The following is a 14,824-nucleotide window of genomic DNA, read 5'->3' on the forward strand; positions in this document are numbered from 1 at the left end:
CAGTAGATATGAAAATGCTCTAGCCCGCGACAGCCGGCTCGAGACTGCAGTCCGACAGCAGCCCTAACGAGACCCGGTGACCCTATTTGAACGGCTCTGATCAAGTTCCGCCGCCCCAACGCCCACGAAAGATCATCCACATCGACATGGATGCCTTCTACGCGGCGGTGGAGCAGCGGGACTTTCCCGAATTGCGCGGCAAACCCGTGGTGGTCGGCGGCGCCCCGAACTCGCGAGGGGTGGTGGCGACGTGCAGCTACGAGGCGAGGGTGTTCGGTATCCGCTCGGCCATGCCTGCGGCCAAGGCTTACCGGCTGTGTCCCGAGGCAGTGTTCATTCGGCCGAGGTTCGACGTGTACCGGGCGGTCTCGGCGGAAATTCGCGCCATCTTCCTCGACTTCACGGACCTGGTCGAAGCCATCTCCCTGGACGAAGCCTATCTGGATGTCACGGCAAGTCCGATTCTCCAAGGTTCCGCCACGCGAATAGCCGGGGAAATCAAGCGGCGCATCCGGGAAGCGACCCAGCTCACCGCCTCCGCGGGAGTTTCCTACAACAAGTTTCTCGCCAAGATCGCCTCCGACCGCCACAAGCCCGACGGGCTTTGCCTGATTCCGCCGGAACAGGGGAGGGCCGTCATCGCGGAACTCCCCATCGGCGCCTTCCACGGCATAGGCAAAGCCACCGAAGCGAAAATGCTCGCGCTGGGCATTCGTTGCGGCCGGGATCTCGAACGCCTGCCGCTGGCCACGTTGACACAGCAGTTCGGCAAGGCCGGCGAGCACTATTACCGGATCGCCCGCGGTATCGACGAGCGGCCGGTCGTCCCCAACCGCCCGCGGAAATCCTGGGGCGCGGAAACCACCTTTCCCGCCGACCTCTCGGACCGGGCCGAAATGTGCCAGCACCTCGCCAAACTCGCCGAAGGCGTTCTGAAGAAACTGGCCCGGCACGGCCTACAAGCTCGTGGCCTCACCGTCAAAGTCAAATACGACGACTTCGAATTGGTCACCCGCGCCCGAACCCTGGATCGGCCCTTCCGCGACATCCGCGATGTCCGGCCCCACCTTGCGGAACTTCTAAATCGCACCGAAGCCGGCCGGCGCAAGGTCCGCCTGTTGGGCGTCAGCTTTTCAGTCCTGGAAAACGCGCAACGTCCGGTGACGTTGGACCTGTTCGCGCCGGACTGACCTTGTCCAAGGGGGCCATCCAAGCCACGCCCGACTTTTCTCAGAACTTGGATTTGATAAAGTGTCTATCGGATCAGGCTTGAACGACAGGAAAACGCCATGCCGCGACCGATGACTCCCGCCCTTGCCGCCGACGCTATCATCGAATTGACCGACCGGCCCGGCCGGCCCATTGTCTTGATCGAACGTGCCTTTCCGCCTCAAGGCTGGGCTATTCCGGGTGGCTTCGTCGATATAGGCGAAACCGTGGAACAGGCTGCCAGACGCGAAGCCCAAGAGGAAACCGGGCTGGAGGTTCGCCTGATTGCCCTGCTGGGGATTTATTCGGACCCCAAGCGAGATCCTCGAGGCCATACCGTAACCGTCGTGTACGTCGCGGAGGCTAGCGGCGAGCCGATAGCCGCAGACGATGCCAAGCATTGCAGCGTGGTCATGCCGGATGAACTGCCGCAGCCTCTGGTCTTCGACCATGCCCAGGTGCTCGAGGACTACCGGGAATTCCGGGCGACCGGACGAGTGGCGCCGCTGCGGTGAACGAGAGCCGGAATCGATAGAGCCTGTAGGCCGGGATGGAAGCTTTGCGAAATCCCGGCGCAATTCCATTCGACATTCGAGTGAACATTCATCGTACGAAAATGAATGCCTGATTGAAAGCGATTTGGAATAAGAGCGCTATCGGCCAGAAGCGACTGATCAGACCTTCTTCAAAAAGCAGGCCTTCAGCATGAAATTGCCGTTATCCATTTTGCAGTCGACCTCATGGTCGCCGCCAACCAAACGGATGCTCTTCACCTTGGTGCCCATTTTGAGCGTGATGGACGAGCCTTTGACTTTCAGATCCTTGATCAGCACGACCGTGTCGCCGTCGGACAGAACATTGCCGTTGGCGTCTCTAACGACCGCATCCGCGTCGTCGTCGGAGGCCGCGGTTTCCTCGATCGGCCATTCGTAGCCGCAGTCGGCGCACACATAATTGTCGCCGTCCGGGTAGGTGTTTTCTAAAGTGCACTGGGGGCAAGCTGGGATAGTGGACATGATTCCGCTCAAAAATAAGTTGGGGTGTGCATTATAAGGGATCGGTAACCGCCCAAGAACGGAATGCATGTGCAACAGAGAATCCAGACCGGCTACGTCGAAGCGGAATGACGGTCATCGCCGTGAACGGCTCCGTCCGGCAAGGCGGCGAAAAGCTCTCTCGAAGCGAGGGTTAGCGTCTCAAATGCTGAACCAATCCGCGCAGCGGCAGGCTCAAAGCCAACGCGCCGAAAACCGTCGCCAGCGACTTGCCCGACAAGCGCTTCTCGTATCCGGGCGTCAGGCGCTCGGGGACCAGATGATAATCCGTCAGATAGGCAAGGCCAGCGACTATCGCTCCGCCCGTCAATGCTCTGGCGACATCGCCCGACTCGGCGGCTCGTCCGAACCAGCGTTCGTAGAGACTCGCCCACAGAACGGCCGCGGCGTGATTGAGCACGAATCCGGTGCCCGTGTATTTGAGGCTGACATCGTTCTGCCGGGCGGCCCGGTCGCCCCAGGTAACGTGACTCACGGCGTTCAAAGGCGCCACGGCGCCGGAACGCTCGGCCTTGCCGCACGCTGCCGCCGCGAGCGTTGTGGCAATACCGACGATCGTCCCGGAAATCAGTGCATCGAAACTGCCGTTGCTGTTCGTACGCATTGCTATCTCCCGCCGGCTGTCCGGCTTCCGTGCGATCCTTTCCCGAATTGCTCGCCGTTCCGCTCTACTTCCCTGCGAAACGGCAGCTCGCCCTTTACGAAAGATGACCTTCCGGGCGAACCGGGGTTCCTTTCCGGAGAAGGGCGGCCGGACAAACCGCGGCGGGGGCTGCTCGATCGATTCAGGGATAGGAACCGCATCGACAAGCAAATGCGCAACCACGGACATCTAATAAAGTGCATCGGCCGGTAACGGGATTATCGACATGGCCTTCAACGTCATCGACGTCTTCCTTCTTCTGCTGATTCTGTTCGCCGTCTGGGGTGGATGGCGGCGCGGTTTCATCCTGGGTTTTCTCAATCTTCTGCGCTGGCTGGGCAGCTTGCTTGCGGCCTGGTTCTTTTATCGACCGGTGGCGGATTTACTGGGTTCGAAAACCGGTTTGTCGAGTACGTGGCAGCAGCCTGCCGCGTTTCTTCTCATCGTTCTGCTCACCAGCTTGGCCATCGGGCTGCTCGGGAATGCGCTGCTCAAACGCTTGCCGCATGGCATTCACCGACGGCTCTTCAATCACCTGTTCGGCACGCTTCCGGGATTGGCCAACGGGCTGATAACGGCAGCCATCGCCGCCGCCTTGTTGTTCGTGGTCCCGCTGCCGGGCGATCTACGCGAGGATGCCCGCGAAAGCGGGACGGCGAACCGCTTCGCGGTTCTGGTGGAACGGCTGACCACGGCTCTGATGCCGATTTTCGAAGATGCGCTTACCCACGGGCTGAACCGCCGGCTTCCGGTTTACCCGGAATCCGACGAGCATATTTCGTTGCCGTTCAGGGTCGGAGCCCCGCAGCCGAGACCGGCGCTCGAGGAGCAAATGCTTGGACTCGTCAACCGCGAGCGCGCCACGGAAGGACTTTCGCCGCTGAAGATCGATCCCGCCTTGACCGAAGTGGCGCGAAGACATTCGTCCGACATGTTCGCCCGCGGTTATTTTTCTCATTACACTCCGGAAGGTAAAAGCCCGTTCGACCGAATGCGCGAATCGAATGTCGGTTTTCTGATCGCCGGCGAAAACCTGGCTCTCGCCCCCAGCGTTCACATCGCGCACGCCGGCTTGATGAACTCGCCCGGCCACCGCGCGAATATCTTGCGGCCGCAATTCGGGCGTGTCGGTATCGGCATCATGGACGGCGGCGTTCACGGCTTGATCGTGACGCAAAAATTCCGGAATTGAGCGGCCGGCAATTCAAGCAGGTGCAGACCAATCCGTGTAGTGTACTGTTAAGGAAGCTCTGATTAAGTCCTTCGACAGGCTCAGGACGAACGGTAAGGTATTGATTCCGTTCGTGGTGAGCTTGTCGAACCATGAACGGAATCAACTTGTTCAGAGCTTCCTTAAAGATTAAAGAGTCGGGCAGGCGTGCGGACGCCGTCGCTCGCCACTCAAGGTGGACCTTTGTTTTAATCGGACTTGGACATCGCCGTACCGGATAATGTCGAATATCGAGACAGAATTTCTTACTCAGGAGTATGCAGCTTGATGGCGTTTCCCATTGTTGGCATCGGAGCTTCCGCCGGCGGACTGGAAGCATTGTCGGAATTTCTGGCCGACCTTCCCGCCACCAGCGGTATGGCTTTTCTGTTGGTCCAACACCTCGACCCCCACCACGAAAGCGTCCTGACGCAGATCCTCTCGACCAGAACGGCCTTGCCGGTCCAGGAGGCGACGGAGGGGCTCGCGGTCGAACCCGACCACATCTATATCATCCCGCCCAATGCCGTCATGACCCTGGTCCAGGGCCATCTGGCTCTCGCTGCCCGCAACGGGCTTCCCGTGCCGCCCATGCCCGTCGACCGCTTGTTTTATTCCCTCGCGCAAGAGCAGGGGGCCAATGCGGTCGGGGTCATTCTCTCGGGCACGGGCTCGGACGGCGCGCTGGGGATGCAGGCGATCAAGGGTTCCGGCGGTATCACCTACGCCCAGGACCAAGGCTCGGCCAGATTCAGCGGCATGCCGAAGGCGGCGGTAGATCTCGGCGTGGTCGATCGGGTGCTGCCCCCGCGCGAGATTGCCCGCGAACTCGCTCGCCTTGGCGGCCATCCATACCTGAAGGTAGACAGCACCGCCTCCGCCGGCGAACCTCCGCCCACGGACGAGGAAACGCTCAACCGGCTCTTTCGTCGCCTCCGCAACGTCTCCGGCGTGGACTTCACGCACTATAAGCGCGGCACCGTGCAGCGGCGACTCGCGCGCCGCCTCGCCCTGCACGGATTGGATACGCTGCCGGAGTACCTGAATTTGTTGGAAAGCGACACGGAGGAAACCCAGGCCCTCTTTCAGGACCTGCTGGTTCAGGTGACCGATTTCTTCCGCGATCCCGAGTTGTTCGAAGAGTTGAGCCGAACCGTCTTTCCGCGCTTGTTCGAACGACGTCCATCTCAAGCTCCGCTGCGGATCTGGGTCCCGGGGTGCGCCAGCGGCGAGGAGGTCTATTCCATCGCCATCTGCCTTCTGGAATTTTTGGGCGAGCGCCTGACCCAAACCCCGATTCAGATTTTCGGCACCGATCTCAGCGAGTCCGCCATCGAGAAGGCGCGTACCGGACTTTACCTGGAAAATATCGCTCGCCACGTCTCCGCCGAGCGGCTCCGGCGCTTCTTCGTCAAGGTCGGCAGCCACTATCAAATCACCCGCACGATCCGCGATTTGTGCGTATTCGCCCGCCACGACGTGGCCCGCGATCCCCCTTTCTCGCGACTGGATCTCGTGAGTTGCCGCAACGTGTTGATCTATCTCGAGCCGGCTTTGCAGAAGCGGGTGATCCCGCTGTTCCATTACGCCTTGAATCCGGGCGGATTTCTTGTGCTGGGACCCTCCGAAACCGTAGGCCCCTTCTCCGAGCTGTTCAGTTCCGTCGACAAGCGGCTCAAAATCTATTCCAAGGCGATCCTGCCCGGACAGAAGAATCACTTGGCGTTGCTGGAGGAGTATCCCGCGTTGCCGGACCGGTCCCGCCCGAAACAGTTGGCGCTGTCCAGCGAACCCGTGGAGGCGGAGCGCTTGCAACGGGAGGCCGATCGCCTGGCCATGGCTCGCTACGTGCCGCCGGGCGTCCTGTGCGATTCGGAGATGAACGTGCTTCAGTTCCGAGGCGAGACCGGCCCGTATCTGACGAATCCGGCCGGTCCTCCGACTTTCAAGCTGCAAAAGCTGGCCCGTCCGGGCCTCCTCGTCGACCTGAGCAGCGCCGTCGAGCAGGCCCGCACGGAAGGGGCTCCGGTGCGGCGGGAGGGCGTGCACGTGGAGGGGCCGGACGGCACCGGCACAGTCAACATCGAGGTCATGCCGGTTCGGATCGCCGGGGCGGAAAACCCGTGGTTTCTGATTTTTTTCGAAGCGCAAGCCTCACTGGTACGGGACCAAGGCGCGACCGTTGTCGGGGAAATTTGGCGTTCGTTCCTGAGAAGAATGAACTCGGGTCGACGGGAGGAAGACTTCCCCCTGGATAGCGAAAAAGACCTGCAAATCCAGAGGCTTACGCACGACCTCGAAGCGGCCCGCGATTACATTCGGGCCATGCTGGATACACACGAGGCAACGGTGGAAGAACTGAAGGCAACGGAAGAGGAACTGTTATCGAGTAACGAAGAGTTCCAGAGTACCAACGAGGAACTCGAGACCGCCCAGGAAGAGCTGCAATCGAGCAACGACGAACTGCGCGCCCGCAACCGCGAACTCAACGTGCTGAACGACGAGATGCGGCAATCGCGCGATTTCGCGGAGGCTGTCGTCGAAACCATGCGTCAGCCGCTGCTCGTGCTCGATGGCGGTTTCCGTATTCAGCAGGCGAACCGCGCCTTCTACCGGAACTTCAAAACCACGCGCGAAGCGACCGAGCAGGTCCGGCTCTACGAATTGGGCCATGGGCAATGGGACATTCCCGCCTTGCGCCAGCTTCTCGAAGACGTTTTGCCCGCCCAGGCCGCTTTCCAGGATAAGGAGATCACCCAGACCTTTCCCGAGCTCGGAGAGCGGACGATGCGTCTCAACGCGCAGGTGTTGCGCTGGAGCGATCAGGAGCGCATCCTCCTGGCGATCGAGGACATCACCGAGCAACGGGCGGCGCTGGACGCGCTCAAAACGGTCGATCGGCGCAAGGACGAGTTTCTGGCCATGCTCGCCCACGAGTTGCGCAATCCTCTGGCGCCCATCCGCAACGCCCTCGAGATATGGCGGCGCGGCGATGCCGACGAGGCGGCGGAGAAGCAGGCCCAGGCCATGCTGGATCGCCAGCTCCGCCTGGAGGCGCGGTTGCTCGACGATCTCCTCGATCTGTCCCGCATCACCCGTGGAACAGTCGTGCTTCAGAAACAGCCGGTCGATCTGACGCACCTGGTGGCGCAGGCGGTCGACGATGCCCGCTCTCAGCTCGACGCGCACCACCATCGGCTCGGCTTGTCGCTGCCGGAGCACGGCCTGTCGGTCGAAGGCGATCCGGCCCGATTGCAACAGATCGTCTCGAATCTTCTGGGCAACGCCATCAAATATACGCCGTCCCACGGCGATATCACCCTGACCCTGACACACGAAGGGCAGGACGCGGTGCTCAAGGTCGCCGACACCGGTATCGGCATCAGCCCGGAACTTCTGCCTTCGATCTTCGACCTCTTCGTGCAGGCCGACAAATCCCTCGATCGTGCCCAAGGCGGCCTCGGCATCGGGCTCACGCTGGTTCGCCGCCTGGTCGAATTGCACGGCGGACAGATAAGCGCACACAGTGCCGGGGTGGGTGAGGGAAGCGAGTTCACGGTCCGTTTGCCGGCCTTGCCGGAAACGGCCGTCCCTGCCGCTCCGGCGGAAACCGAAGCGGCCCAAGCCATGCCCCTCATGCGCTACCGTATCCTGGTGGTCGATGACAACATGGACACCGCGGAGAGTACGGCGCTGTTGCTGCAACTCGAAGGTCACGAGGTGCAGACGGCACTCGATGGTCCGAGCGCTCTTGAAGCCGCGACGATGTTTCACCCCCAGATCGTCCTGCTCGATATCGGATTGCCGGGTCTGGATGGCTACGAGGTGGCTCGCCGTCTGCGGGCGCTGCCCGAGTTGGAGGGGGCGCTGCTGGTGGCGATGACCGGCTATGGACAGGAGGAAGACCGCGACCGATCCCGGACCGCCGGATTCGATGGGCACCTGGTCAAACCGGTCGACCTCGACCGGCTCAAAGCATTGATGGGAGCCTACCCACGCCGGAAGAAGGCGAACGACGCTGAGGAAACCTCGTGAAAGTGCTAAGAACCATTGATAGCGCTGAAAAATACATCGTCTATGTGCTGGTTTTCTTGCTGCTGATTTCCGTGATTTTGGGGACCCTCGAGCTCAGCCGGGTCGTCATCAAGAACATTATCGAGTCTTCTTTCTTCTTGGTTGATATCGATCGCTTATTCGAATCATTCAGCCTTTTTCTCATCCTGGTCATCGGGTTGGAGCTCCTCAAGTCCATCAAAAGCTATCTCGTGCAGGGCTCCATCAACCCGGCCTTCGTGGTGGAAGTTGCCATCATCGCGTTAGGCAACAAACTCATCACCCTGGACCTAAAACATGCAGAGCCCGGCCTACTCATAGGCATTGGAGCTATCCTCCTGGGATTGTCGGCGACCTATCTGGTTCTTAAAAAAGCATTCGGCCCCACGGACGTTCAGACTGGAAATCAATAACTCGATTGACCCGGGTAAACGGGAGGCTCTATGGAAGTGATGTGGTATGTATTGATTGGCCTGGCAGCCGGTTGGCTGGCGGGGCAATTGGTCAAAGGCGGCGGGTTTGGCACCATCGGAGACATTATTGTCGGGGTGTTCGGTGCCGTGTTGGGCGGTGTTCTGTTCGATGTGCTGGGTTTGTCCGCCGGGGGCGGCAGGCTTGGGAGCTTGATCATCGCGACGGTTGGCGCCGTAGCCTTCTTGCTTCTGTTGCGTCTGATCAGAAAGGATTAGCCAAGGCCCGTGCCGGCAACGTCAAAAAATCGCCTGCGCACGCTGGCGACACGGTGCAAAACCTTCCCGGTCGTACTCGCTCTAATTCGATGAAGGACTAAACATGTTATTCCCCCCGTTTATAGGATAGGGATAGATGATTGATGGATTGCTCAACATTCCCGGATGGGGGCTTATTGCCATTACCCTGGGCCTGACCCACGTCACCATTGCCAGTGTGACCATTTTCCTGCATCGTCACCAAGCGCATCGCGCCCTGAATCTCCATCCTGTCGTCAGCCATTTCTTCAGATTCTGGCTGTGGCTGACCACTGGTATAGTCACCAAGGAATGGGTGTCGATTCATCGCAAACACCACGCCCATTGCGAAAGCCCGCAAGATCCTCACAGCCCCCGCGTCTTCGGCATTCGGAAAGTGCTATGGGAAGGCGCCGAGTTATACCGGGCCGAAGCCCGCCACGTCGAAACGCTGGACCACTATGGCTATGGCACCCCGAATGACTGGATCGAACGGAACCTTTACAGCCGCTATCGAGGCGGGGGTGTTGCCCTGCTGTTCGTCATAGATGTCGTGCTATTCGGCCTGTATGGCATCACGGTCTGGGCGGTGCAAATGCTCTGGATTCCCTTTTGGGCGGCGGGCGTGATCAACGGCCTGGGCCACTACCGGGGCTATCGCAATTTCGAAACCCCGGACGCCTCCACGAACCTGTTTCCCTTAGGGCTCCTCATCGGCGGCGAGGAATTGCATAACAATCACCACGCGTATCCGGCCTCGGCCCGTCTCGCCCATCGCTGGTGGGAATTGGACATCGGCTGGGTCTACATCCGCCTGCTGCAAAGGTTTCGGCTGGCCGAGATCCGCCGCACGGCGCCTCGAATCCGCCTCGAGCGCGCTCCCAAACCGATCAATCCGGCCACGGTCCAGGCCGTGATGCGCAACCGCTATCATATCCTGGCTTTGTACGGGCGTCGCGTCGTGCTCCCGGTACTGCGGCACGAGTGGAAGGCCGCTCCTTCCGCCCACCGGCCTTTGCTGCATAAGGTAAAAACGCTTCTGGTCCGGGAGGGCGTCGAACTCGATGAAGCGGCCTGCCAAACCTTAAAACAGGCGCTGAACTTGAGCCGGACGCTGGAGACGATCTACCGTTCCAAACACGACCTGAAACAGCTCTGGATCCGATCCGCCAGCCATTATGAAGCCCGCGTGCAATTGCTCGAGAACTGGTGCCGGCAGGCGGAAGACACCGGCATCGAGGCCTTGGGCGACTTCGCCCGACTACTGCGCCGATATACGCTCCCAAGAGCCTAGGCCGTTTTCATCTCGCTCGTACGGAAAAACAGGCCTGGCAGGAGTCGTTGGCGCCTTCGGCCCGGGTAGATCGACTCAAGCTTTCGTAGGTCGGCAATCCTTTGCCGACGAACCCGTTGGCCCAACGGCGGCGTCGGGAAGGGGGGCTTCGGCGCTCCAATCGCAAACGGTCATCCCAGGAGCGCTGGGATGACCCTTCCAATCGCAAACGGCCTGGCCGGGAGCGCCGGCCAGCCCCTTCCCGAAGACGCCGTTTGCGATTGGAAGGGGGACTTTGGTGCTCCCAAAGTTCCCGTTTGCGATTGGAAGGGTCGCGACTAAAGCGACCGTTTGCGATTGGAAGGGTCGCGACTAAAGCGACCGTTTGCGATTGGAAGGGTCGCGACTAAAGCGACGTTTGCGATTGGGAAGGATTCCCGACCTACGCGCGAATGCCCGTACAGTCGGTATGAAAATGCTCTAGCCTGGACAGCGTTCGAGTCCTTGGCTTGACGCGAAACGCGCGGATATGCGAGCGCTTGGAGTGATAACGATTGAGTTTGATATGCCGAAGCCAAAGAGGTCGTGGGTTAGCTTAGCGTGTGTGCGAGAAGCTACTGCACGGCCTGAGGGCAGCCCCTCGACAAGCTCAGGACGGACCCTTCGACGGAGCTCAGGACAGGCTTGCCTTCGGGCCGCTCGTGACGCTTTCTAAACACCCTCTTAGACTACCAAGGGCTTTGGAGAACGACAGGGCTCGACCTTTCCTTATCTTTTACAGTGAGTGAAGAAAGCAATGCCAGTATTACCCGTCATTCCGGCAGGGAGTGCCGGAATCCAGAGGCCAAGGATGGCCTGCCCTCTACATCCTTGTAACCTGGGCCCCGGCAGTCCCAATCGCAAACGGGCCTTTAGTCGGCCCCTTCCCTGCCGGGGTGACGATGTGGTTTGACTTTCGTTACGAACAGTAAGCGGGTGGTGATTGGGCATTTCCAGTCGATCTGAGAAAACGACGTGCTGAGCGAAAACCGTGTCGACCAGTGGGCCGGCTTCGCCGTAGTCCTCGTATTGATCCTGGGCTGTTTCGTCGTGCTGCGTCCGTTCCTTTCGGCGATCCTGTGGTCGGTCATCCTGGCCTTTTCCACGTGGCCGGTTTATCAAAGGATCGAATCGGCCGTCGCGGGCCGGAAAGGATTGGCCAGTGGACTGATGGTCCTGATAGTGGCAGCCGTTTTGATTGTCCCCTTGGCGCTCCTCGGCACCAGTTTGGCGGAAGACGTGACCGCGCTCGTGGAGATGGCACGGCAACTCCTCAGCGAGGGACCGCCGACCCCACCCGCGTGGGTAGCCAAGCTGCCGGTTGTGGGTTCGCGTCTGCACGACCACTGGCAAGAGATGGCGGGGAGCGGCGCCCGCTTGACCGAGGCGTTGCTGAAGTACCTCATGCCCCTGCGAGATTGGGCGTTGCGCAGTGCGGCAAACTTCGGAGAAAGTCTCCTGTACTTAAGCCTCAGCGTGTTCATCGCGTTCTTTTTGTATCGGGACGGTGCCGCGTTATCCACAAGGCTGGCCCCCTTATTCACCCGGGTCGGCGGCCAACGGGCGCCGGCATTACTCCATGTGGCGGGGGACACCATCAAAGGCGTCGTTTACGGCGTTATCGGTACCGCGCTGATTCAGGGGATTTTGGTTGGTATCGGGTTGTGGATCGCGGGCATCCCCCGTGTCCTGTTGCTCGGCGTGCTGGCGTGCGTTCTGTCCTTGATTCCCGTCGGTCCCGCATTAATCTGGTTACCCGCGGCCATCTGGCTGTTCGGAAAGGGTTCGACGGGGTGGGCCGTCTTTCTCGTGCTCTGGGGACTTCTAGTGGTGGGGCTCGTCGATAATTTTCTTAAGCCCTATTTCATCGGCAAAGGGAGTCATCTGCCATTCATCCTGGTGTTTCTCGGAACTTTGGGCGGGGTGATGGCCTTTGGCTTCCTCGGCATATTTCTGGGTCCGACCTTGCTCGCCATAGCCTATGCCTCGTTTCAGGAATGGAGTGCCCGGGAAAGAGCTTTAAGTTAGGGAACGGACCCAGCGAAATAGTGGCGTCGAATCCCTTGCAGGAAGACTCAATCTACAGCGAGGGCGGCGACGCGATGATCATGCTCAACCAATAGGTATCGGTCTTGTAACAATGCCAGAGTTGTGTTTCCTCGGTGAACCGGGCGAAGAGTTGGCCATTGGCGTAGACCACTCCATCGGCAACGGAGATTTCATCGAACGGGCCGAAGCTTTCCGAGGTGTTTGCCAGCGCATCCTCAAAATGGATCGACGTCCGGTCATGGCAGGCGTACTGGGTGAAGTGCTGCTGGCCTTGCATATCCCAGAAGTGATTGCTGAATTTGGCGACCACTGTCCCGTTGGGCCCTTGGCTGATGAAATTGCCGGTGATTCGGAAGAAAGGCGCCGGTGCAAGCTTGGTGGTTTTCGCTAGCTGCTCGGATTCGAAGATCAGACTGATCATATCTTGGCTCATCCGCATAATGCTTTCATTTCGATTAGACTGCCGAGGTTTCGTCGGTTCATGCGGCAATCCGATGAAGTCGCAGAAAGTTCTCGAAGCGGCACGGGTGATCGTCGGGAGCATCGACAAGCCGACCGCGCTTCGTCATCTCGATGTCGTTTAAAATGGGAGCATGTTTCCTCTACAAGAACCCGATGCGGGCGAGTCTGGCAGTCTCGACAGGGCCCGGAACCGGGCCGCCTTTCTTGCTATAACAATTAACCAGCAATAGACCCACCATCGACGACCGTCATTCTCCCCTTCCGAACAATGCAAAGAAAGTGGATCTGGATTCTTGCCATCGGCGTGCTCGCTGCCGCCGGCGGAATTTATTGGTGGCGCGAAGGTCCTGTCACGGTCACCGTCGTGACGCCGACTCGCGGGCCCGCGGTGGAGGCGATTTACGCGACCGGCACCGTGGAACCGACGGTCATGCTGCCGATCGCGGCGCGGCAGGCAGGCCATTTGGTTGAACTCAACGTCGATGAAGGGAGTCAAGTGCGTAAGGGACAGGTACTCGCTCGGCTCGACGACGCGGATTTGAGGAACACGGTCGAGGAACTGGCCGCCCGCGTGCGGTTCGCGCGCACGCAGTATCAGCGCTTGCAGGAACTGGTGCGCCGCAATGTCATTGCCAAAGTCGAACTGGACCGGGCGCGCTCCGATCTGGAAGCGGCCGAGGCGGCGCTGGAGCGCGCGCGGGCTCAGCGTGATTTCATGACTCTCACGGCGCCCGCGGACGGCCTGATCATCCGGCGCGACGGCGAGATCGGCCAGTTCATTCCCGCCGGACAGGCCCTGTTCTATCTCTCTTGTTGCGCGCCTTTGCGGGTCACGGCCGAGGTGGACGAAGAAGACATTTTGCGGGTGCATGTGGGGCAGAAGGCGGTGTTGCGCGCCGACGCGCTGCCGGACGAAGTGCTCGACGGCGAAGTCAGCGAAATCACGCCCAAGGGCGACCCGATCGCACGCAGCTACCGGGTTCGCATCCGGCTCGCCGACCCGGAGAAGTTGCAGGTGGGCATGACGGTCGACGCCAACCTGATCGTTTCCGAACGGGAAAATGCCCTGCTGGTACCGTCCACCGCGGTCCAGAACGGCACCATTTGGGTGGTTGAGGACGGGAGGCTACACCAGCAGCCGGTGCGGACCGGCGTAACCGGCGCCGTTCGTACCGAAATCGTCGAGGGACTGTCTCCGGAGGCCCAAGTCGTCGAGACGCCTTCGGAAAACCTTCGCGACGGACGCGCCGCCCGTATCCGTTCGTCATCTCCCGTGCCGGTGTCCTGATGCGCATCCAGCTCCAGGTGGCGCTCACGCATCTTACGGGTCGCACACGCCAGACTTTTGTTTCGCTTACCGGAGTCATACTCGGCGTCGCCTTCTTCCTGGCGGTGTCGTCCCTGATGCGCGGTTCCGAGAAGGACTTCATCAAGCGTCTCATCGACAACAGCCCGCACATCACGGTCTACGACGAATACCGCTTGCCCCGGACGCAGCCGGCGGAGCTGCGCTGGGCGGGCGGCGCGATCCGGATCAGCAACGTCAAGCCGCAGACGGAAACGCGCGGCATCCGCGGTTATCGCGAAAAACTCGAATTCGTGGAGTCCATGCCCGGGCTGAAGGTCGCGCCGGTACTGGTCGGTTCGGCCGTGCTCGTATTCGCCGGCCGGGAGGAAAGCGTCACCCTCTCGGGCGTGGTGCCGGACAAGATGAAGACGGTGTCGACGCTCGAGGAGAAGATGATCGAAGGCTCGATCGACGCGCTCGCGGCCAATCCGAACGGAATCGTCGTCGGCACGGGGCTGGCGCAGAAATTCAATCTCGGCCTGGGCCGCAACGTGAACGTGGTCGCCGCGAACGGCGCCAGCCGTCCGATGAAGGTGGTCGGCATCTTCCGCACCGGCAACGCGAACTACGACGAGACCCAGACGTTCACCTTGCTGAAGCGCGCCCAGGTGATGTTCGACCGGCCCAATCGGGTTAACCGCTTGATCATCCAGCTCGACGACCCCTACGAGGCCCGCGATGCCGCCCAGCGAATCGAAGCGGTCGCCGGCTACAAGTCGGTGTCGTGGATCGAAGCCTCCGAGGATATCTTGAGCGTGCTGATCGTACGCAACATC

General features: G+C 60.5%; 12 protein-coding genes and 1 pseudogene. 10 read left to right on the plus strand and 3 right to left on the minus strand.

All coding sequences use genetic code 11. The features are described from left to right. Positions 1-86: 86 nt before the first annotated feature. Both dinB and ACR2R1_RS16820 read left to right on the plus strand, forming a co-directional pair. Positions 87-1,190: a DNA polymerase IV gene (dinB, locus tag ACR2R1_RS16815; protein WP_434101513.1), complete on the plus strand. Its 1,104-nt coding sequence runs from the start codon at positions 87-89 to the stop codon at positions 1,188-1,190. Between the two features lie 99 nt (positions 1,191-1,289). Further along, entirely contained in the window at positions 1,290-1,724 is a 435-nt protein-coding gene (locus tag ACR2R1_RS16820; protein WP_077731503.1) for an NUDIX domain-containing protein, read from the plus strand. A 159-nt stretch (positions 1,725-1,883) separates the two neighbouring features. Here ACR2R1_RS16820 and ACR2R1_RS16825 read toward each other — a convergent pair whose 3' ends face one another. Continuing rightward, positions 1,884-2,225: a zinc ribbon domain-containing protein YjdM gene (locus tag ACR2R1_RS16825; protein WP_133718705.1), complete on the minus strand. Its 342-nt coding sequence runs from the start codon at positions 2,223-2,225 to the stop codon at positions 1,884-1,886. 172 nt (positions 2,226-2,397) lie between these two features. Then, positions 2,398-2,868, minus strand: coding sequence for a hypothetical protein (locus ACR2R1_RS16830; RefSeq protein WP_133718704.1), 471 nt, complete (start codon positions 2,866-2,868; stop codon positions 2,398-2,400). 265 nt (positions 2,869-3,133) lie between these two features. Between ACR2R1_RS16830 and ACR2R1_RS16835 the strand changes: the two genes are divergently transcribed. From ACR2R1_RS16835 to ACR2R1_RS16860, 6 genes are all read left to right on the plus strand, one after another. Beyond that, a complete protein-coding gene (locus tag ACR2R1_RS16835) occupies positions 3,134-4,099 on the plus strand; it encodes a CvpA family protein (protein ID WP_434111039.1) in 966 nt (321 codons plus the stop codon). Between the two features lie 306 nt (positions 4,100-4,405). Then, positions 4,406-8,152 (plus strand): chemotaxis protein CheB, encoded by a 3,747-nt coding sequence (locus ACR2R1_RS16840; protein WP_434111041.1) that lies wholly within the window; start codon positions 4,406-4,408, stop codon positions 8,150-8,152. Next, complete coding sequence (locus ACR2R1_RS16845; RefSeq protein ID WP_133718700.1) at positions 8,149-8,583, plus strand: phosphate-starvation-inducible PsiE family protein; 435 nt, start codon at positions 8,149-8,151, stop codon at positions 8,581-8,583. The genes ACR2R1_RS16840 and ACR2R1_RS16845 overlap by 4 nt, the downstream gene beginning before the upstream one ends. Positions 8,584-8,613: 30 nt before the next feature. Further along, positions 8,614-8,859, plus strand: coding sequence for a GlsB/YeaQ/YmgE family stress response membrane protein (locus ACR2R1_RS16850; protein ID WP_133718699.1), 246 nt, complete (start codon positions 8,614-8,616; stop codon positions 8,857-8,859). A 136-nt stretch (positions 8,860-8,995) separates the two neighbouring features. Continuing rightward, complete coding sequence (locus ACR2R1_RS16855) at positions 8,996-10,171, plus strand: DesA family fatty acid desaturase (RefSeq protein WP_434111043.1); 1,176 nt, start codon at positions 8,996-8,998, stop codon at positions 10,169-10,171. A 993-nt stretch (positions 10,172-11,164) separates the two neighbouring features. Next, positions 11,165-12,217, plus strand: a complete 1,053-nt coding sequence (locus tag ACR2R1_RS16860; protein WP_077731495.1) for an AI-2E family transporter — start codon at positions 11,165-11,167, stop codon at positions 12,215-12,217. Positions 12,218-12,269: 52 nt separating this feature from the next. Here ACR2R1_RS16860 and ACR2R1_RS16865 read toward each other — a convergent pair whose 3' ends face one another. Continuing rightward, positions 12,270-12,671, minus strand: a complete 402-nt coding sequence (locus tag ACR2R1_RS16865; protein WP_133718698.1) for a hypothetical protein — start codon at positions 12,669-12,671, stop codon at positions 12,270-12,272. A gap of 297 nt (positions 12,672-12,968) precedes the next feature. On the opposite strand from ACR2R1_RS16865, the gene ACR2R1_RS16870 reads away from it, so the two are divergent. Both ACR2R1_RS16870 and ACR2R1_RS16875 read left to right on the plus strand, forming a co-directional pair. After that, a complete protein-coding gene (locus ACR2R1_RS16870) occupies positions 12,969-13,988 on the plus strand; it encodes an efflux RND transporter periplasmic adaptor subunit (RefSeq protein ID WP_077731493.1) in 1,020 nt (339 codons plus the stop codon). Next, positions 13,988-14,737 (plus strand): annotated as a pseudogene (locus ACR2R1_RS16875) (ABC transporter permease); the annotation flags it as partial. The gene ACR2R1_RS16870 and the pseudogene ACR2R1_RS16875, both read left to right, overlap by 1 nt. Positions 14,738-14,824 lie beyond the last annotated feature (87 nt).

Origin of the sequence: Methylocaldum sp. GT1TLB (genome assembly GCF_051027445.1) — a bacterium.
In the GTDB taxonomy this organism is placed as follows: Bacteria; Pseudomonadota; Gammaproteobacteria; order Methylococcales; family Methylococcaceae; genus Methylocaldum.